Genomic DNA, 19927 nt, shown 5'->3' with positions numbered 1-19927 from the left:
GAATTATCTGAACGCACAAAAAAAATTAAAATAATCCCGGCATTGCGTCGAGATTATTTTAATTCCAATAAAATGTATAATTTACACTTAATTCAATATGGTCCACTAAGTATGGTTATATGTCTTAAAGTGCAAATGGAAAGGCACTATTCACACTTCAGATTCCACTTCTTCTTCAAGGAAAATCTGCTCCTGCTGGACTTCAGCAAACTCACCAATTTTACGGAATTTACGATAACGATCTTCTTTCAATTCCGCTCTATCCAGAGGAATTAGCTCCTGCAAGTGACGCCATAATGCATCCTTAATTGCAGCTGCCGTAGCTTCGTAATCACGATGTGCGCCGCCTTTTGGCTCAGGAACAATCTCTTCGATGACTTCCATTTCAAGCAGATCAGATGCCGTTATCTTCATGGCTTCTGCCGCTTGATCAGCCTTCGAAGCATCCTTCCATAGAATTGATGCAGCACCGTTAGGAGATATCGCCGAATAAATGGCATGTTCCAGCATAAGCACTCTATTACCAACTGCCAGTGCTAATGCGCCCCCACTTCCGCCTTCACCGATAACCACACAGATTACAGGAACACCAAACTGAGACATCTCGCGTAAATTACGGGCAATTGCTTCGGATTGTCCTCTTTCCTCAGCTGTATTGCCTGGATATGCACCTTTCGTATCTACAAAGGTTATAATGGGACGATTGAACTTGTCCGCTTGCTGCATCAGACGCAGTGACTTACGGAAGCCCTCAGGGTGTGCACTGCCGAAAAAGCGTAAAATATTCTCCTTCGTATCTTTACCGCGCTGCTGGCCAATGACCGTAACCGGGACACCGTTAAGTTTGGCGATACCGCCTACAATTGCAAGATCATCCCCAAACATTCGATCCCCGTGAAGCTCGATAAAATCTGTGAAGATCTGCCCCATAAGATCAAGAGAAGTCGGACGTCCTTGATGTCTAGCTAGATGCATTTTTTGGGAAGGGGAGATATTAGAATAAACTTCCTCCTCAAGCACACGGTACCGTTCTTCCAGTCTTGCTACCTCATCCGTAAAATCAATACTTTTCTCTTCGCCAAACTGCTTTAGCTCGGCAATTTTCTTGCGCATTTCAACCAGAGGCATTTCAAAAGGCAACTCTCCTGCCAACCTAAAATCCCCCTTTCACATCATGCAATTCCAAAATTTTGGTCAGTGTGGCGCGCATTTCTTTACGGTGCACAACCATATCAATCAAGCCATGCTGCAGATTAAATTCAGCCGTCTGGAAATCATCCGGAAGCTTCTGGCGAATTGTCTGTTCAATGACTATACGTCCTGCGAAACCGAATACCGCCCCAGGCTCAGCAATAATAATATCGCCAAGACTAGCAAAACTCGCAGATACTCCGCCAGTTGTGGGATCCGTAATTATAGAAATATAAAGGCCGCCCACTTCGTTGAAACGAGCAAGCGCTGCACTGGTCTTCGCCATTTGCATAAGACTTAGAATACTCTCCTGCATTCTCGCTCCGCCAGAAGTAGAGAAAATAAGGAGTGGAAGCTGCTTCTCCGTGGCTTCTTCAATCGCCCGGGTAATCTTCTCACCAACTACAGATCCCATACTGCCGGAGAAAAATTCGAAATTCATCACAGCTACGATCACTGGATGTCCGCCAATAGATCCCTGACCCGTAATCACGGCATCAGTTTGTCCCGATTTTAGTTGCTGTTGCTCCAGTTTAGAGGCATAACCCGGGAATTTCAGCGGATCTATAGAATACATTTCACTATCAAACTCAATAAAGCCCTCTGGGTCTAACGTCATAGCAATACGCTCTACGGCGTTCAAGCGCAAATGATGACCACAAGTAGGACATACTTTTAGGTTCTTTTCCAATTCCTTGCTATACTGGATCGTTCCGCATTTATTACATTTACTCATTAATCCTTCTGGAATTTCCCGTTTGGGGCGTTCGCCTTCTGCAGGCACGCCGCTTCGCTCCAGACGTTCTGAAGGAATAGTCGCGTACTTCCGTTTCTTCTGAAATAAATCTTTGAACACACCCGCACCTCTTCAGCCGTTTATTTGCGTTATGCAGCTTGCCGCTGTCATGACTTTTCTCTTGATAGAAATTCAGGGATGCAGAATAAGATTAAGGACTTCCTGTACTTCCTCCAGTTCACCCGAAGGAACCAATATCTCAAACTGCTGCTTGGACATATTGATTGGACGGCATTTTACTAAAAAACCTTCTTCAGTCAGCTTACTCTTAATCATATCCGCCACTTTGGCGGTCGGCGCGATATATATTACCGTCCACATGCCTTGCAAGGCCTCCCCAATCTTAATTCCCAGCCGTATCCCGTATAATGGAATTATGATAACACAGTTTTCTTTTTTCCCGCAACAGGCGTAGGGCAAAGGAAGCAAGACTGAGGAACTCGTTCAAACGAAATGAATCGGGTCATTTATTCCGTGTCCGTGACCAGAGGATATACTTTTGCCCCTTCCTGCCGATGTGCGATTCTAGCAGAAGCAGCTGCAGCGATACCCGCTACTAAGTCATCCAGGAACACGTGAATCCTCCCCTTATCATCGTTCAATTCACCAATGATTCCAAGCTTTATTTTGTCCAAGTACCCAAATCCTGTAAGTCCGATCATCCCATATACCCCTGTGATACCAAGGGCTAGAGTCTCGTCCGCTCCATAAAGTGATTCATCCGCTTCCATTACTGCCTGGAGCGGCTGCGGAAGCAGTCTTTTCTCTGCCAGTTCATCAAGTGCGATCCCCGTCATTAACGTGTACTGCACTTCTCTTTTTCCCAATACAGATTTCACACTGGAAAGGCATTCTTCCTTGGATAAACCGGGATAATAGACCGATTGTAAAATATATACGATTTCAGCAATGGAAGAAAGTGTTACGCCTCTACGTTCCAACAGATCAACTGCCATTTGATAGGACATGATGTGATTCCCCTTTCCGCCCAGGGATTCGCCCTGTGGTTTCCTAATGTATGCGGAAAAGGGTGGAATTGTTCTTATTTTATTCTTACGGTACCTGCCCCCAGCATAGACTCGATAGCCGCAATTAGCTCCTCCGTAGGCTTAATCCGATAATTATCGCTAAGGGCCAGGAGCTTCTGATCCCGTTCGTAGAACAGAATCGTCGCTACTGGGCCTGGATGATTCTGCAGCAGCTCCTTCAGGCGCGACAGCTGCGCAGCATTCTCGGCGGCCGGCGTGATCTTGATAAAGACACGCTGGCCTGAGCCCGGCGCTGGCGCAGCGGCCGGTGCAGGTGTTGCAGGCGCAGCTGCGCCGCCTGCAGGTCTGCCAGCGGGGCCAGTGGCGGCCCCGCTAGCCCGCGAAGCAGGAGCCGCGCCACGCGGCGGCGCTCCTGCTGAGGCCGAGCGTCCCGCGCTATACGGGCGGGATGCGGCGGCACTACGGCGCTGCAGCAGGCCGCGGAGTGTCTCCGCGGATAGCAGCGCCACTTCCTCGGCCAGCAGCTTGAAGCCTTCGTCCTCCTGCTGCACCTTGGCGCGCAAGGCCAGCAGCGCGCCCTTGGCAATCAAGCTGCGGCTTCGCTTCCACACCTCGGGGAAGAGCACGACTTCGCAGCGCTCGATCTGATCTTCCCATTCGATGAAGGCCATCGATTTCCCTTGCTTCGTCGTAATTTCCTTAACGGATACGACCATGCCGGCCGTAACCGTCTGGCTCTCATCTGCGGCTTCACCGAGATCCATCAGCCGCTGTATACCCGGCTCCTCAAGCAGCTCAACACTATCGTCGAGCGGATGACCGGATAGATACAGCCCCAGCAGCTCACGTTCCATCTCCAGCTGCTGTCCTACTGTGAACTTAGGGATATCCGGATAGCGAATCTCCCAATTCGGCGTCTCCACCAAATCGTCGAACAACTGAATTTGCAGTTCATCCCGCTCCTTGCGCCATTTCGTCGCGGCGTCAACGGTCTCGTCCAGCATAGCTAGCAGCTGGGCCCTATGACCCGGCAGACAGTCAAAGGCTCCTGCCTGCAGCAAAGACTCCACTACCCGCTTGTTGCAGACCCGCAGATCCACACGTCGACAGAAATCGAGCAGGCTGTCGAACGGTCGCTCCTTGCGAACCGACATAATATTCTCCACTGCTAACGTGCCGACGTTCTTAATCGCTGCGAGCCCAAATCGGATATGCCCTGTTCCCGTTTCCTCTCCTGGAACAGGAGTAAACAGTACGCCGCTCTCATTCACATCCGGCGGTAATACGCCGATGCCCGTGCGGCGACAGTCCAGTACATATTCCGCCACCTTACGGTGGGTTCCCATCACGGCGGTCAACATAGAAGCCATAAATTGTACCGGATAATGCGCTTTAAGATATGCCGTCTGAAAAGCCAACACGCCATAAGCCGCCGCATGCGCACGCGGGAAGCCATAATCCGCAAACCGTACGATCATATCATAAACGGCATTCGCATCCGTTTCGTTATATCCTTGCTGCAAGCTCCCCTGTACAAAATGACTGCGCTCCTTATCCAACGTCTCGCGCTTCTTCTTAGAGACCGCTCGACGGAGCAGATCCGCTTCACCAAGCGAGAATCCAGCCATTAGCGAAGCAATCTGCATGATCTGTTCCTGATACACAATTATCCCATAGGTATCCGCTAATATAGATTTCAAATCAGGATGCGGATACTCTACTTCGATCTGACCGTGCTTACCTGCTATATATTTCGGGATAAACTCCATCGGACCCGGACGATACAAGGCTAGAACCGATACGATATCTTCAAAACCATTAGGCTTCAAATCCTTAAGCACACGTCTTACACCCGCCGACTCCAGCTGGAAGACCCCAGTCGTCTCACCAGCACCTAGCATTTCATACGTGAGCCGATCATGATCTGGTATGATTTTAAAATCTGGAACACTGCCACTCATTTCTTTAATCGAATTCATGCAGCGTTCGATAATCGACAAAGTACGCAGGCCCAGAAAATCCATCTTCAGCAGCCCAACACTTTCCAAATGCTCCATAGAGTACTGAGTTAACGCTGTACTTTCGTTGCCCTCTTGAAGGGGTACAGCATCAGTCAGCGGACCTTTGGAAATAACAACCCCGGCAGCATGTGTCGAAGCATGACGAGGCATACCTTCCACTTTCATTGCCATATCCAGCAAGCCTTTGATCTTCGGATTACTGTCATACAGCGCTTTTAGGTCTGGAGTAGTCTCCAGCGCTCTAGCAAGGCTGATGCCTAGTTGTCCTGGGATGAGCTTGGCAGCCTTATCTACCTCGTTATAAGGTAAATTCAGTACCCTGCCCACATCACGAACTGCAGCCCGTGCAGCCATGGTTCCGAACGTAATGATCTGTGCCACATGTTCTTTGCCGTATTTCTCCACCACATAAGCGATAACCTCATCACGACGCTCATCACTAAAATCGATATCAATATCCGGCATCGTGATCCGTTCTGGATTTAAGAAACGTTCAAAGAGCAAGTTATACTTAAGCGGATCTACATCCGTGATTCGTAGGGAATAAGCGGTAAGACTCCCCGCGGAAGAACCCCGGCCCGGACCAGTAGCAATCCCCTGACGATGACAATAAGCGATAAAATCCCACACAATTAGAAAATAATCGCTAAAACCCATATTCTCGATGACGCCAAGCTCATAGGCAAGACGCTTTTCAGCGGTTTCTCTTTGCTCAGTTGATGCCCAAAGCGGTGTGTCTATATACCGTTCTTCAAGCCCTTTAAAGCACAACTCTCGCAAATATGCAGCGGAGTCCTTACCTTCTGGAATTGGTGAATAGGCAGGCAGAATATGTTGACCGAAGGTAAGCTCCAAATTACATTTTTCTGCGATCAATAGCGTGTTACTGATAGCTTCAGGCACATGCGGGAACAACGCCGCCATCTGATCACTGCTTTTGAGAAACAGCTGATCTGTTCCGATCTTGAGCCGTTCCTCATCATCCACAGTTTTACCTGTTCCAATACAGATCAGAACATCCTGTACCTCTGCATCTTCCTTGGCCAAATAATGGACGTCATTCGTAGCTACAAGTGGGATCTCACAGGCCTTGGCAAGTGCGATCAGCTTCGGATTTACTCGTTTCTGCTCGGAAATTCCGTGATCTTGAAGCTCCAGGTAGAAGTCTTCGCCAAAAATCTCCTTATATCGCAGCGCAGCTTTTCGCGCCTCGTCATCTCTTCCATGCAATAGATGCTGCGGCACTTCGCCGCCTAGACATGCACTGAGGCATATGATCCCCTCCGAATGAGCGGCCAGAACCTCCATATCAATACGAGGTTTATAATGATGACCTTCCAGATGGCCGATAGAGATCAGCTTCATCAGGTTCTTGTAGCCGGTTTCATTCTTGACGAGCAGAATCAGGTGATAAATCGGTTGATCTTTACGACTGCCTCGCTCACGGCGAGAGCCAGCGGTTAAATAAGCTTCACAGCCGATAATCGGCTTGATTCCATTCTCTTTACACGCTTTATAAAAGGGGATCGCCCCATACATCACTCCATGATCCGTAAGCGCCAGCGACTTCATGCCGTATTCGCCGGCCCGGCGCACGAGATCGGTAATGCGCGCCGCCCCGTCCAGTAAACTGTATTCGCTGTGCACATGCAAATGCACGAAAGGGCTCATCATCCCACTTCCTTCCTACTACATAAATCAAACATAAATAGTTGTTCAAAAAAGTCCGTTTTTATCACGAAGTAACCCAAGAAGCTTACTCGACATCGAAGATTGAATTCAGGCGAAACTTCCGGTGCTCACGTAGCTTCCACTACGCTCCACTCCTCATTTTCTACCTTCTTTCAATCTTCTCGGTGCTGAAAACCGTACTTTTTGAACTCGCACTATAAGATGAAACTATTTTATCATATTAAAGGGGGACCCGCCCATAGAATGGATTAAGAGCACATGGACAGGCAACGATTAGAGATGCCTCGTCCGGGAAGGGGCCTTTATGAGCATTTTTATGAGCAAAGCCATCCTCGATTTCTTTATCGCCTTCGGCATCGTACTTGGCGGAGCTATGGTCGGCGGAATCGGCGCCGTAGTATCCCTGCAACCACCGACGCAAACGATGCTAGATGTAGCAGACCGGATTAAAATATGGGCACTTGCCGCCGCTGTAGGGGGTACTATGGACCCTTTACGGGTCATTGAAAGCAATGTGATTGGAGGTAACCTCTCCCCCGCCATCAAGCAAATCATGTATATTGCCTTCGCTTTTCTCGGAGCTCATATGGGCAGCGAGCTAGTAAAATGGGTGTGCGGCAGGGGGTAACGCCAGTGAGAGTTCCACCATTCAGTCGTTTTCGTAGATTCACCCAAATTTCCGCTATATTCATGCTGGGGATCGTCGTAGGAGCCGTCATATACAACGGTATATACCATGTTGGATATAACGTGTTATGGCTGAATAATGCAGACCTGCGTGTACAGATCGAGCAATATCAAGAGGATATTAAAACACTCAAAAAATACAATAATACCTCTACGGTAATCAGAGAAATAAAAATTCGATCAGAGGAAAGCAAAGCCCAAGCAGAAGGCTCAACCTCAGTTGACCCCGTAACTTTAAAATTAATACTTAGTGAAATACGATCAGATCTGGAGCCCATGCGTGGCCGCAGCATGTTCGATATTGACACAGACAGTAAACTGGTTAGGCTGCTGCTGGATGGCAAGCTTTACATTGTGCGTGATAAGGAATACTCTGTCAAAATCCGGACGATGCTCGTCATGGAAGGTGTTCTGCAAATCTGGGTGGAAATCAGTCCTTTTAAGCGCAACTGACAACAATCGTGTGATACAATAATGGACAGACAAAAGTGGAAATCACTTCAAGGCTTTTGCACGACATGATAAAGGAGCTGGCTGTCCATGGTTTTATTTATCAAGTACTTATTGTTTATCCTGCTGGTGATCTTTGTAATCGGCGCCGCTGTGTACAGCTTATCCTCTCGCCGTGCCTTAAATCCCCAAGATAAGGGGCTAAAACGCTCCGTCATGAATGTGATGCTGGGCGCTATGCTCGTAACGCTTTCCCTGATTTCCATGTTTCTATTTCGCGGCTCCACCGTTAATATCATTGTTGAAGCTGCCTTTCTTCTAATCGGTGTGTTTAACATCTTCTCAGGAATACGCAGCTATAGTTATTACAGCCGTAGCCGTAGCCAGGAACAACACCAGTCGAAAGCCTAGACTATCCCTCTGATAGGATTACAAGAATAAAATAGACTACCCTCACTATCATCGTTGAGGGCAGTCTATTTAAGCATGTTTGTGATTCATTATCTATTAGCCGTGATCAATGGATTGCAGCATCAGAACAGCTTTCGCTACCAGGGTATCCGAATAGCTGATCTCTATTTCAAGCTTACATGTACGGCGACTAATCTCGAGCAGTCTCGGCATTACAATAATCGCGTGTTCGATCTGTACCGGCCGGATAAAATAGGTGGACATATTATCTAATACATAGTCATTTCCTGTAATATCCTTAGCTGCCTTAAACGCAGAGAGCGTCATTAGCGTAGACAATACACCTTCAGAAATGGTACCAAGGTCTGTGGCCATCTGAGGCGTAATAAAGCCGTGAAAAAACAATCGTCCCTCTTCATCCCGCTCATCCGCAAAACCGTTCCAAATGAGATGATCGAAGGTCTCCCCAAGCTGTGGAGTGTTACGGACATCACGCAGACTTTGCAGCACTTCTTTACGGGTTAGGGAGCCCACCAATTTGCGGTTACGGTCTACAATGGGGAGGAAATCGACACCTTCCCACATCATGATCTGCGCAGCTGAAGCTAGTGAGGTATGCAGCGCAGCGGTAACCGGACTCCGAACCATAGCCTTTTCAATACTTTGCCCTTCTGCCAGGTCCTCTACTTCGCGTCGGCCGATAATCCCAATCACTCGGTTCCATTCATCTGTAACGGGAAAACGTTGCTCTCCAGTTTCCTCAGAAATCTGTCGTAGCTCACCTACAGTGCTTGAAATTTTTAACGTAATCATACGCGGTTTGCTGTCGACAATATCTTCTACCAGCATAATTTTTTTCTTAATCAATCTATCAAAAATTGCTCGGTTAATCATTGATGCCACGGTAAACGTGTCATGTCTTGATGAAATGATGGGGAGATCCAGTTCGTCGGCTAATGCCTTCACTTCACGACTCGTCCCGAAGCCACCTGTAACCAGAACTCCGGCACCCTGCTCTAGCGCCAAGGAGTGAACATCATCGCGGTTACCCACAATAAGCAGACTGTCTGCGTCTATATAACGAATCATCGCGTCGACCTTCATCGCACCGATTACATATTTATGTAGATGTTTACTCAGACCGCTAGCCCCGCCGAGAACATGACCTTCCACAATATCAACCACGTCACCAAACGTCAGCTGTTCAGAAATGTTACGAGGCTTCTTTTCTACACGTACTGTACCAATCCGTTCCTTCGTAATGACAATTCCAAGATTCTCAGCTTCCTTAACGGCACGATAAGCCGTTCCCTCACTGACCAACATTTCTTTTGCAAGCTTACGAACAGATATTTTGGAGCCTACCTTAAGACTTTCAATATGCTGCAGCAGTTGCTCGTGTTTAGTAATTGCATCGCCTTGACCTTCCAACTGTTACACCCCCGTACTCCGATCTGTACTATACTGTACTCATTATACACGGAGAGAATGACACAGTACAACCGATTCATATGCATCGAATTCGAATTTAATTGCCCGTTATTTAGCAACCTTTTCCTCTTTTTTATAGTCTGAGAGTTAAAGAAAGAGGAAAGGAGCATTGTGGATATGAACAAGACCACGTTAATAATATTTACCATTACTTTGCTTTTCATAGGACTGATCGGCTGTGGAACTACGAGAACCGAAGTAAAACAATCAAGCCAAATAGAGCTGGATGCACAAAATATAGTTTCTATTAACTTAATAGAAAAAGACCAGCCGGTGACGACTATTTCTGAAGCATCATCCTTGGAACGTTTTGTTCAAGCCATAACTGCTACTGAATATGATAAAGGACAACTAGATATTGCTCCAAGCGATTACAGAACCACCGTAAACATGAAAGACGGCATAAGTTATGAGTTCTCTTTTTGGATCGTCGGAAGCAACAGTGGGTTACTCATTAAATCGGGTCAAACGGGTCACTATCGTCTTTCAGATATCAGCAAAAAAGATCTGTTGGACTTATTCCAATCGACTGTTAAAGAAGATAAGATTTCTCCAGCAGACACTACTAACCCACAGCCCCCTAACGTTCAAGTTACTGTTGGTGGTGAACAGTTTGATGCCATTCAAGGCTCTTATTGCTGGAATGACAATGGCAAAGGCGTCTGTGTAGATATGGCTACTTACGATCAATTAGTTACCAAACAGAAGGTACATCCCAAAGCTATCAGCCGTGATCAGGTAGAACTCAAATTCTCATCTGCACCCAAGGAGTTAGAGGTTGTGGCTTCATTTCCTGGTGAGGAACATCCGGACGAAGCTCTTTCCGTAGAAAATAACAGTTTTCAACTCGCAGCAGGTAGCGGAAAACATCTGTATATAATCCAAGCAAGATGGCCTCAGGGGAGCGCCAGTTATGTATTTGAAGTAGAATGCTCTGTCAGTAAAGAGTAACCCGTTTGTTAGACAAACTGGGTAGTGGGTAGGCGAATAGAGAATAGTCCCTTAAGAAAAAAAGGAAAAATATGTTATGATGGAGAGGTGAAAGGGGATGACTTTATGCAATTTCTTTTTATACTCGCGATTCTCGTTCCTGCGGTGTGGTACTACGCGGCTCTAGGTAAACGGATATCTGCAGAAGAAAAGAAAGCTGGAAAAGATCTCTCGGATGAGATCAATCCTTTTACAGGTGCAAGATAACTTTAATCCCCCTGCTTTGCGGGGCAATTTTAAAGCCCACTGGCTTAAGCTAGTGGGCTTTTCTGTGAATCTAGGGGATTTATACCCCTCTTTCAGCTAATTCGGCGCTTTTCACGATAATCTAGGGGATTTATACCCCTCTTTCAGCTAATTCGGCGCTTTTCACGGCAATCTAGGGGATTTATACCCCTCTTTTAGCTAATTCGGTGCTTTTTACGGGAATCTTGGGGATTTATACCCCTCTTTTCGCCATTTCAGCGTTTTTCACGGGAATATTTAAATCTAGTTACTTAAGGAAGCTACCCCAATCCTATGATCTTTGTGTAACTCTAGTTTCTTCTTTCCATTTGGACTGCCATTGCTCCAATTTTGCTTTTCGCACAGCTTCCAAACGCTTGGTCTTCTCCTCATCAACACCGATAATAAAATGCAGATGTGCCGCAATGACCATAAAGGCAAAAAGTGACCAGACCACCCCAAAACCAAATACCCAGCTAGGCCCATTCGCAAGCGATAACTTCGGCAGAGCATACAAAAGCATGGCCAACGCCAGCAACAGATAGACACCATGTTTAAACTTGTTTCTTTTTCTCATAACCAACAGCTCCTCGTAGACAAGATATTCGATTGAATCTATATCTCTACTCTATGAACATGAAGCCCGTAATATGAGACAAGTCCATAAAAATATACTTCTATTCAAAAAATTATATAAAATAATACGCATTTATATAGCTAGCAAAGCTTATATATGAGATGATAATTTCATTTAGGGGGCGATTTAGAATTGAATGCAACTTATACTCATACCGAATACATAATTCGAAAAAAGGTATTTTCGATCATGGGTGCGAAGCTTCATATTTATGATAACGCCGAGCAGCTTGTACTCTATTCACAAATGAAAGCATTCAAGTTGAAAGAGGATATTGCACTGTACACGGATGAGTCTATGCAAAAGGAGCTTCTGCGTATAAAAGCCCGCAATGCCATCGACTTTAGTGCCGTTTATGATGTGCATGATTCGGAGACTGGCGAGCACGTTGGTGCTCTTCGGCGTAAGGGACTCAAATCGATTTTGAAAGATGAATGGACGATTCTCGATCGTCATGATCAGGAAATCGGAAAAATCAAGGAAGATAGCACCGCAATGGCTATACTCCGCCGCTTTATCTCTATTATCCCTCAAAAATATAATATCGAGATGAATGATGCAACGATCCCGACTTTCAAACAAAATTTTAATCCATTCGTTACAAAAATCATCGCTGACTTCTCTGAGGATCCCAAGGGAATGCTTGATCGCCGCCTAGGTTTGGCTGCTGGTATTCTTCTCTGCGCAATCGAAGGAAAACAAGATTAGCGAGTTTACTCATGTGCTAGTCACAAGAATAAATAGGGTGTTCCCAATGCCAAACGGCTTCGGGAACACCCTATTTAGATTGCACTGATCAAACTTTTCAGGTGAATACCCGCTTACTAAAAGCGTTTATTCGCCATACAATTGCGACAAGCTCTCGGTAATGATCTTGTTTACATCCTCGATTACAACACTCAGACGGCGTTCTGCATCGAACAGACGGCGAATCCCAAGATTCATGTTAAGCACCTCGAATAATTTCTCCATCTTCTCCATTTCTTCCTGTGGAGGCATATCTCCGCTCATCATCCGTTGTTGAAGCTCCAATTGGCCATTACGGAAGTTGTCGAGCATCGCCTTGGCTTCAGGATCTGTTTCTACCAGTTTCATCGCGTTGGTGATATCCGTTACCTCAGTGCTTTCTTTAATGGCTTTCGCCAGTTCATGTGCTTTGTCGTGAATACTCATTATGATTCCTCCTAAAAGTTTTGTTAGCGTTCGCTTCCTAGAGTTACTTCGTACAAAACTCGCACCGGAAGCATACGCTTAAGTTTCCAAATATTGATTCATCCCATGCTTGTTTCGCTTCTTGGGTCAGACTTATGAAATGATGCGGCAAGGTTTTTAAAGAGTAGGTCAATCACCAAGGGTCATATGTCTCCATATGATGAATGATATGTAACCCTTAGCTACCAAATTGCCGGCATCATGCTGCCTACCGGAAGGAGATCCACGATGTCCCAATTCAAGATCCCGGTCCATACGGTCCACACGGGCATCCTGCAGGAAAACGCTATAATGCTTGGCGAACGATCCATGAAAAGACTCAAAATCCCGGCTCACGGAACGCTCCAGCTGGCTTTCGGCTCTTTCCGGCAGGAGGTTACCATTATCCCGGCTCCCAAATCCGAAAGCCTGCGTGTAAGCGAAGGACTGGCGCGGCGGACCGGATGGAAACATCGGCAAACCCTCAACGCCTCTTACAGCTCCGTAAGTCGTACCTTGCGACTTGGACCGTTGATCGGTGTACTCGTCAGCCGTGACCATCCAGATAATCTCGACAGGCTGTTTGGACCCATTACCATGTTCTGTCGAGAATTAACAAATGCCTGCCACTCACAAGGCGCCTATGTATATTTCTTTACCCCGGAAGCGCTGGAAACAAGCAGCTCTTCCATCCAGGGCTGGGTATACAACGAGGGTTGGAGGAAAATGAGTCTGCCCATCGCCGATGTAATCAACAATCGGCTAACGACGCGAAAGGTGGAGAATAAACCTAGCGTACAGCATTTTTTGGCGGATGTAAAATCACGGTATGGAACGCATTTCTTCAACGAAAAATTTCTTGACAAGACAGAAGTATTTGAAGCTTTAGCGCAAGACCCTTCATTGAAGCGGTATTTACCTGAATCGCATGCTTTAAACGGTTTTGCCGTTGTAAAGAAGATGTGCAGCCAATATCCAAGCGTGTTTCTAAAGCCTGTACGAGGCAGTCTCGGCAAAGGCATTCTCCGAATCTCCAAAGATGAAGGCGGAGGATACCGTTTGTTATCTACTACCTCAATAGGTACACGCAAGCAAAGCTACCCAACTTTAGCTAAACTGTACCAGTCCATTGCTCCCAAGATGAAGACAACGCGCTACCAGATTCAACAAGGATTGCCCTTAATGGAGCTCGGTAAGCGTCCTGTAGATTTCCGAGCACTTGTACAGAAGAATGGTACCGGAAAATGGGGCGTTACCTCCATTGTCGCTCGCACCGCTGGAAGCAATCATTTCGTCTCCAATCTAGCAAGAGGTGGCAGTCTCAGTACTGTCCGTGAAGCCGTAAGCAAGAGCAGCCTTCCTCCAGGTACCAAGGATAGCGTACAGCTTCAGCTTCCAAGAGCAGCACTAGCCATTGCAAGAGGAGTAGAAACCTTTATCCCTGCTCATTTCGGAGAGCTCGGAATCGATCTGGCACTGGATCAATCCGGACGAATATGGCTCTTGGAGGTTAACTCCAAACCTTCCAAGAACGATAATACACCGCTAAACGATCAAAAAATCAGACCGTCCGTCAAGCAAATGATTCTGTATTGCCGCTATTTGGCCGGTTTATAAGGAGGACACAATGACTGAAACAGCTATGGGGTTCCTCGGCATTATGACGGGCCGTCGCCATGGGAATCCTCCGATTGCCGAGCCAGAATTTTGCAGTCATTTATGCCGTGCAGCTCCGCGATACAACCTTAAAGTCCTCGTGTTTCATCCGGACGGAGTAGCGGCAGACGGGTCATCTATAACCGGTTATACATGGAAAGACGGAAGCTGGCACAATACGACCTCTACACCACCAGATATCATTTATAATCGTTGTTTTTACAATAGTCCAAAAGAAAGAAAAGAAGCCTCGTCTGCACTCTCTTTCCTTCACCGCTCACTACCTTGGTCAAGAGGTTTACCTGATAAATGGGGCGTATACGAGATCTTGAAGCGCAACCGAAGAGCCGCTATTTTACTGCCGGAAACTGTTCTCTATACCGGTACACGCAAGTTAAGCAATATGCTCGCTGAAAGAGAATACGGGGTCTTCCTAAAACCCAAAGCAGGCTCTCATGGCAAACGTACATTGCATGCCATACTGCAGAACAGACGCTCTGGAGGAGGCATAAGAGTACGAGGGCGTGATGGGACAAATACACCCTTTCAATATGTATTCAGCTCGCAGGATGAAGGACTGAACTGGATTCATGAATTTATCGGCACACGCCGCTATATTATACAGCCTTATCTGCACCTAACTAATCGTAAGGGGCAACCGTTCGATGTGCGTGTATTGATGCAAAAGAATGGCCTCGGTCGCTGGGATCTTACTGGCATGGCCGTTCGGCTGGGTAATCATGGTTCACTGACTTCGAACCTGCATGGCGGTGGAACTGCGGTTCCTCCTTTGCCCTTTTTGCTTGCAGAATATGGTCAGGACGGAAAAGACATCATGCAGGAGCTTGCTGCAGAAGCTGCATACTTGCCTCCTCTTCTGGAGGCCGCATGCGGTAGGCTTGGAGAACTCGGCCTAGATTTCGGTATTGATTCGAGCGGTCGGATTCATTTACTTGAAGCAAATTCCAAGCCAGGGCGCACGGTATTCCGGCTGACGGGCGACCGCCGGGCTGCTAAGCTCGCCGCCGAGAATCCACTGTCTTATGCGCGCCATCTGCTACTCACACAGCGACGGATACCATCCCTATCTACGGACAGCTCCGTTATAAACGGGAGAATGATAACAATGGTTCCTAAGGAGGATTCATAAATGAGTCTCACTTTTTGCAATGTGCATTTTACTAAGCAGCCCCAAAGAGTTGTATATGTATCAGGTGCACTGATGAAAAGCTTGAAATTAACCGGGAAGAAGAACATTCGCCTTAGACTCGGTAAAGATGCCATCCCGACCATGATCAAGCCCATCAAGCGCGCCGGAAATCATCTATTCCTCGCCACTGGTGTAAAGAGTGCTATCAAGGTTCCGAAATCTGGTGGTATCTATTTACGCAATCTGCAAAACGACGAGGTACAGCTTGGACCTTTGGTCGGTGTTTTGACCGATGGACCAGCATCTTCAAATCAACCCTTCGGTTCTCGCACTGGCTTTATAAAGCAATTACTGCGGGAAGGCAGTAATAAATGTTATATATTTGCCTTTATGCCGCGTGATATCAACTGGCAACAGGAGCAGGTCTATGGTTATTTCTTAACCGCAGGCGGCAAATTCGAACGTAAAATGGTTCCTCTGCCTGATGTCGTCTACAATCGGCTACCCAGTCGGAGAGCGGAGACTTCACCTTATATCAACCAGCTTCGCGAACGCTTTATGCGCAAGAAAATCCCTTACTTCAACTGGAGCTTCTTCAATAAGTCCGATATTTATCGGTTGCTAGAGAATGACGGAGCTGCAAACCGTTACGTACCTGAGACACACAGCAATCCCTCCTCCGAAAAAATGAGAGAAATGCTGGATCACCACCATTTTGTATATTACAAACCTTCCGCAGGCAGCCTGGGTCACGGGATTTACCGACTTACCTATCTGCCGAAAAAAGGATATTTTGCCCGCTACCGCAAAGGTGGAAAAAACGTACTTCTGCGCTTCACTACCTTTGAAAGCCTCATGCGTATGCTTCGGTCACGACACGGTCAAGGCCTGCAAAATTATATCGTCCAACAAGGAATACGTTTGATTGAAATTGATGGCTGCCCCATTGACTTCCGATTCCATATGCATAAAAACGGCAGTAATCAATGGATTGTAGTCGGTATTGGCGCTAAGAAAGCCGGCCGGGGCAGTGTCACCACTCACCTCAAAAACGGGGGGGCATTGCTTACACCTGGGCAGGCGCTCGGGCGTGTATTCGGCAGCCGAGCAGATGAAGTATTACAGCGTGCGAAGAGTACAGCCATTAAGCTGGCAGAATCCTTAGAAATCCAGCATCGTCATTTGCTCGGTGAAATTGGCTTTGATCTCGGCATTGATCAGGATGAAGACATCTGGATGTTCGAGGCCAACGCCAAACCAGGACGTTCCATCTTCCGTCATCCTTCCCTGCGCGCTGAGGGCAAAGCTTCCATCGAGCACATTCTGGAGCATTGTCTATACCTCAGCAAATTCCGCAGGAGGGATGAGATGTGAACACCCATATTCCGGATGAAACAAAACCCGTTATTGCCATACTGACAACCAGCGATAAAGTAAGGCATTTTAATGGCAACCGTAATAATTTCCGGGACATCATTCGCACAGGCAAGGAACTGGGATTTCTTGTCTACGTCGTCACTGTCCGTGACTTGAAGCTTGAGGAACGGATGGTGAACGGTTATGTCCCATCATCCAGCGGAAGAATATGGTACAGCATTCCGGTACCTCTTCCACAAATCATATATAACCGAATTCCTACCCGTGAGGATGAGGAAAAACCTGCTGTCGTACGCAAAATAGCTCAATGCCTGGAACATCCAGGCATTAAGCTATATAATCCATATTTTTTCAATAAATGGAGTCTATTTGAATGGTTGAAAGGCTCGTATGCTACCTCGAAGCATGTTCCAAAAACCAGACGTTTACGCAGTGCAAACACGCTTATTGCCATGCTAAATAATCATACCAGTCTCTATCTTAAACCTGAGAATGGCAAAGCAGGTAAAGGAATTATGCGTTTAAAATACCGTGCAGATACCACCTTACCCTATCGGCTGCAAATTCAAAGCGGCAAAAAAAATGTGACCTACAAAGCTGCCTCAGTAGAACGCCTCTGGGCACGGATAGGCAAAGAAAAGGGAAGCTCACGCTATATCGTACAGCAAGCTATTGAACTAGCAACTCACCGAGGACGACCATTTGATCTACGTGTACTTCTGCAGAAAAACGGCAGAGGCGGCTGGGCAATGACCGGCATAGGTGCGCGTCTAGCTGGTGCCCGCAGCATCACTACGCATGTACCTCGTGGCGGAAGTATCGAGGAGCCCTCCACCATGCTGGAAAGCACATTTGGAACCGAAAGAGCAGCCTCTATCTTAAAAAGTGTACCTACAACTGCTCTGTTAATTGCCAGACAAATTGAAAGAGCCTCTGATTCTATGCTCGGGGAGATGTCGATGGATCTCGGTGTCGATGAGAACGGCGGACTCTGGTTCTTTGAGGCAAACTCCCGGCCGATGAAATTTGATGAGCCTGCGATTCGCAAGCTTTCTTTGGAGCGAATCTTTCAATATGGCCAGCACTTAGCACGCCATATCAAATAGAATCCATTAAAGGATGTGACACAGCATGCAGATATCCTCTATCTACGACACTGATGCTAAAAAGTGGAAATCGCGGCTAACCGGACTGCTTGAGTTTATAAGAGAGCATGGGGAGCGTCGGATTACAAATCAAGCTTGCAAGGTAATGGCCCGATTAACTCCAGAACAGTTGTCAGAGCCGGGTGTCTCGCTGCTTGTCGCCACCGTACGCGGTCAGAATGGGCGCCAGCTAGCAGGAGTAAGCTTCGTATCCGGTTTCGGTGAAGAAGCCTGTCTCGTTGCCGTGCATCCCTTATACCGAAATAGGCATACCGGCACCGCCCTTATGGCCGCCCAGTTAAAGCGTTTAGGCCGTCTGGAATGCAGTGTTGCCAGCGATAATACAGCCAGTCTGAAAATGTGTTTCAATGTTGGTCTTGCCGCAGTGGCGCTTACTAGTGGCCCTACTGGCAAGCCAACTTTATTGATCCGGTCACCACAGAATACCGTCAGTACTACAAACTCTCCACAAGAAGGTGAACTCCTGTGCCAGAGCCCGTCTTAGGCATTCTTACTTTGTATATAAATGAAGCCAAGCAGCTTGAAGAAAAGGCCGTGTACCGGAGAATGATCATTGAGGGCAATCGAATGGGCTTGGATGTTTTTGTGTTTACCCCCATGGATGTCCATCCCAGCAAAGAGCAGATCCATGCCCTTGTCTTTGATTCAAAGAGCGGGAAATGGTCACGCAAATGGCGTTCCTTCCCGAACATGATTTATGACCGTTGCCGTATCCAGCGCAGCACGCGCTTTCAACAATTGCTTCGTTTCCGTGAACGCTATAAACATCTGCTGTTTCTGAATCGTCCACTGCGCAACAAATGGACCATACACCAAACGTTCTCACAAAAGAGTCGCTTCCGGCAGCATATGCCAGAAACATTACTGTATCATTCCTCTGCCGATCTGCACCGAATGTTGAAGCAGAGCCCGGTACTCTATATCAAGCCAGCAAACGGCACAGGTGGACGCGGTATCCTTAGAATTGAGCGGGTAAAGGACCGTAAAGGGGGATTTGATATTCAAGGCCGTCGCCAAGATCGCCGGATTATTCCACCCCGAAAGGTCTCTGCCTCCCGATTGGATTCCATCGTTCGACAATGGTGTATTGGTGGACGTTTCCTCGTCCAACAGGGGATTCCACTACGTCTGCCTGGTGGACGTTTCCATGATTATCGCATGCTCGTTCAAAAGAATGGGCAAGGCGTCTGGGAGCTGACAGGTATGGCAGCAAGGGTCGGTGCGGCCCGAAGCGTAACCTCCAATCTTCATGGCGGTGGGCACGCCGTTCGAGCTGAAACGCTGCTGAAGGAATGGCTGGGTAGTCAAGATAAGACCGATAAGGTTATGAAAACTGCCGAAAGGTTAGGTCTTGATGCCGCTGCCTTCTTGGAAGAAAGTTTCGGGGCCTTATGTGAACTTGCACTGGATCTTGCCATTGATCGAGAAGGAAAAATCTATGTGCTGGAGGTTAATCCAAAGCCTGCACGTGAAGTATTTGCCAGATCAGGGGACGGCAACACCTATCGCAAAGCACTAGTGCGACCTTTAGAATACGCGTTATGGCTATATAATAACAAAGGTGCCCCAACCACAGCTAAGACTACTGAGGAATAAAATGATACTCAACAACAAAACGACCGCCTCTCTGCAATATGCAGAAAGTGCGGTTGTTGTATGACTTCTGATGTTCTGAGGAACTTATATTAGAAAAACTCGTTGTATTGAAGATTTTGATTAGCTGAGCCAAGGCGTTAGAAAAATGAAGAGTATAGTGGTACCCACACAAATATGGAGCAAGAGCTGTAAGTCCTTCTCTAATAGATGT

The 19927-nt window shown here is 47.1% G+C and carries 20 protein-coding genes; 12 read left to right on the top strand and 8 right to left on the bottom strand.

Features of this window, described 5'->3' with window-relative positions:
- Positions 1-150: 150 nt before the first annotated feature.
- The 5 genes from PAENI_RS15705 to PAENI_RS15685 form a co-directional block, all read right to left on the bottom strand.
- A complete protein-coding gene (locus tag PAENI_RS15705) occupies positions 151-1152 on the bottom strand; it encodes an acetyl-CoA carboxylase carboxyltransferase subunit alpha (protein ID WP_042186511.1) in 1002 nt (333 codons plus the stop codon).
- A gap of 1 nt (position 1153) precedes the next feature.
- Positions 1154-2047, bottom strand: coding sequence for an acetyl-CoA carboxylase, carboxyltransferase subunit beta (accD, locus tag PAENI_RS15700; protein ID WP_042186509.1), 894 nt, complete (start codon positions 2045-2047; stop codon positions 1154-1156).
- A 72-nt stretch (positions 2048-2119) separates the two neighbouring features.
- Positions 2120-2308: a hypothetical protein gene (locus PAENI_RS15695; protein WP_042125966.1), complete on the bottom strand. Its 189-nt coding sequence runs from the start codon at positions 2306-2308 to the stop codon at positions 2120-2122.
- Positions 2309-2454: 146 nt separating this feature from the next.
- The gene (locus PAENI_RS15690; RefSeq protein WP_076300905.1) at positions 2455-2955 is read right to left on the bottom strand and encodes a phosphatidylglycerophosphatase A family protein; all 501 of its coding nucleotides are present in this window, start codon (positions 2953-2955) and stop codon (positions 2455-2457) included.
- Between the two features lie 74 nt (positions 2956-3029).
- Entirely contained in the window at positions 3030-6668 is a 3639-nt protein-coding gene (locus tag PAENI_RS15685; RefSeq protein WP_149645954.1) for a DNA polymerase III subunit alpha, read from the bottom strand.
- Positions 6669-6993: 325 nt separating this feature from the next.
- Here PAENI_RS15685 and PAENI_RS15680 point away from each other — a divergent pair, with 325 nt between their 5' ends.
- From PAENI_RS15680 to PAENI_RS15670, 3 genes are all read left to right on the top strand, one after another.
- Positions 6994-7317: a YtrH family sporulation protein gene (locus tag PAENI_RS15680; protein WP_042186502.1), complete on the top strand. Its 324-nt coding sequence runs from the start codon at positions 6994-6996 to the stop codon at positions 7315-7317.
- A 5-nt stretch (positions 7318-7322) separates the two neighbouring features.
- Positions 7323-7829 (top strand): sporulation membrane protein YtrI, encoded by a 507-nt coding sequence (locus tag PAENI_RS15675; protein ID WP_076283323.1) that lies wholly within the window; start codon positions 7323-7325, stop codon positions 7827-7829.
- 87 nt (positions 7830-7916) lie between these two features.
- Positions 7917-8237 carry a YtpI family protein gene (locus PAENI_RS15670; protein ID WP_042186497.1) on the top strand — a complete coding sequence of 107 codons (321 nt, stop codon included), beginning with the start codon at positions 7917-7919 and terminating at the stop codon, positions 8235-8237.
- Positions 8238-8333: 96 nt separating this feature from the next.
- Here the strand turns inward: PAENI_RS15670 and PAENI_RS15665 are convergent, their stop codons facing one another.
- Positions 8334-9668, bottom strand: a complete 1335-nt coding sequence (locus PAENI_RS15665; RefSeq protein ID WP_076283325.1) for a DRTGG domain-containing protein — start codon at positions 9666-9668, stop codon at positions 8334-8336.
- A 177-nt stretch (positions 9669-9845) separates the two neighbouring features.
- Between PAENI_RS15665 and PAENI_RS15660 the strand changes: the two genes are divergently transcribed.
- Together PAENI_RS15660 and PAENI_RS31860 are read left to right on the top strand one after the other, a co-directional pair.
- Complete coding sequence (locus PAENI_RS15660; protein ID WP_149645925.1) at positions 9846-10679, top strand: YhfM domain-containing protein; 834 nt, start codon at positions 9846-9848, stop codon at positions 10677-10679.
- A 105-nt stretch (positions 10680-10784) separates the two neighbouring features.
- Entirely contained in the window at positions 10785-10925 is a 141-nt protein-coding gene (locus PAENI_RS31860) for a hypothetical protein (protein ID WP_179085720.1), read from the top strand.
- Positions 10926-11235: 310 nt separating this feature from the next.
- Here the strand turns inward: PAENI_RS31860 and PAENI_RS15655 are convergent, their stop codons facing one another.
- On the bottom strand, positions 11236-11520 hold the full coding sequence (locus PAENI_RS15655) for a hypothetical protein (RefSeq protein WP_042186490.1): 285 nt from the start codon (positions 11518-11520) through the stop codon (positions 11236-11238).
- A 192-nt stretch (positions 11521-11712) separates the two neighbouring features.
- Here PAENI_RS15655 and PAENI_RS15650 point away from each other — a divergent pair, with 192 nt between their 5' ends.
- Positions 11713-12288, top strand: coding sequence for an LURP-one-related family protein (locus PAENI_RS15650; RefSeq protein ID WP_149645924.1), 576 nt, complete (start codon positions 11713-11715; stop codon positions 12286-12288).
- 126 nt (positions 12289-12414) lie between these two features.
- Here PAENI_RS15650 and PAENI_RS15645 read toward each other — a convergent pair whose 3' ends face one another.
- On the bottom strand, positions 12415-12753 hold the full coding sequence (locus tag PAENI_RS15645; RefSeq protein WP_149645923.1) for a YlbF/YmcA family competence regulator: 339 nt from the start codon (positions 12751-12753) through the stop codon (positions 12415-12417).
- A 267-nt stretch (positions 12754-13020) separates the two neighbouring features.
- Between PAENI_RS15645 and PAENI_RS15640 the strand changes: the two genes are divergently transcribed.
- Genes PAENI_RS15640 through PAENI_RS15615 form a run of 6 tightly spaced genes read left to right on the top strand, consistent with a single transcriptional unit; the run spans position 13021 to position 19716 of the window.
- Complete coding sequence (locus tag PAENI_RS15640; RefSeq protein ID WP_076283327.1) at positions 13021-14388, top strand: YheC/YheD family endospore coat-associated protein; 1368 nt, start codon at positions 13021-13023, stop codon at positions 14386-14388.
- A 10-nt stretch (positions 14389-14398) separates the two neighbouring features.
- On the top strand, positions 14399-15577 hold the full coding sequence (locus tag PAENI_RS15635; protein ID WP_052404216.1) for a YheC/YheD family endospore coat-associated protein: 1179 nt from the start codon (positions 14399-14401) through the stop codon (positions 15575-15577).
- Positions 15578-16951 carry a YheC/YheD family endospore coat-associated protein gene (locus PAENI_RS15630; protein WP_042186478.1) on the top strand — a complete coding sequence of 458 codons (1374 nt, stop codon included), beginning with the start codon at positions 15578-15580 and terminating at the stop codon, positions 16949-16951. It begins immediately after the preceding gene.
- The gene (locus PAENI_RS15625; RefSeq protein ID WP_076283329.1) at positions 16948-18060 is read left to right on the top strand and encodes a YheC/YheD family endospore coat-associated protein; all 1113 of its coding nucleotides are present in this window, start codon (positions 16948-16950) and stop codon (positions 18058-18060) included. The genes PAENI_RS15630 and PAENI_RS15625 overlap by 4 nt, the downstream gene beginning before the upstream one ends.
- A 25-nt stretch (positions 18061-18085) precedes the next feature.
- Positions 18086-18604 (top strand): GNAT family N-acetyltransferase, encoded by a 519-nt coding sequence (locus tag PAENI_RS15620; protein WP_076283330.1) that lies wholly within the window; start codon positions 18086-18088, stop codon positions 18602-18604.
- Positions 18586-19716, top strand: a complete 1131-nt coding sequence (locus tag PAENI_RS15615; protein ID WP_149645922.1) for a YheC/YheD family endospore coat-associated protein — start codon at positions 18586-18588, stop codon at positions 19714-19716. Before PAENI_RS15620 ends, PAENI_RS15615 begins: the two co-directional genes overlap by 19 nt.
- Positions 19717-19927 lie beyond the last annotated feature (211 nt).

Origin of the sequence: Paenibacillus sp. B2(2019) (assembly GCF_008370385.1) — a bacterium.
Lineage (GTDB): Bacteria > Bacillota > Bacilli > Paenibacillales > Paenibacillaceae > Paenibacillus_AQ.
Note: the sequence above shows the minus strand (reverse complement) of the source record. Positions and strands in the feature narration are given on the sequence as shown.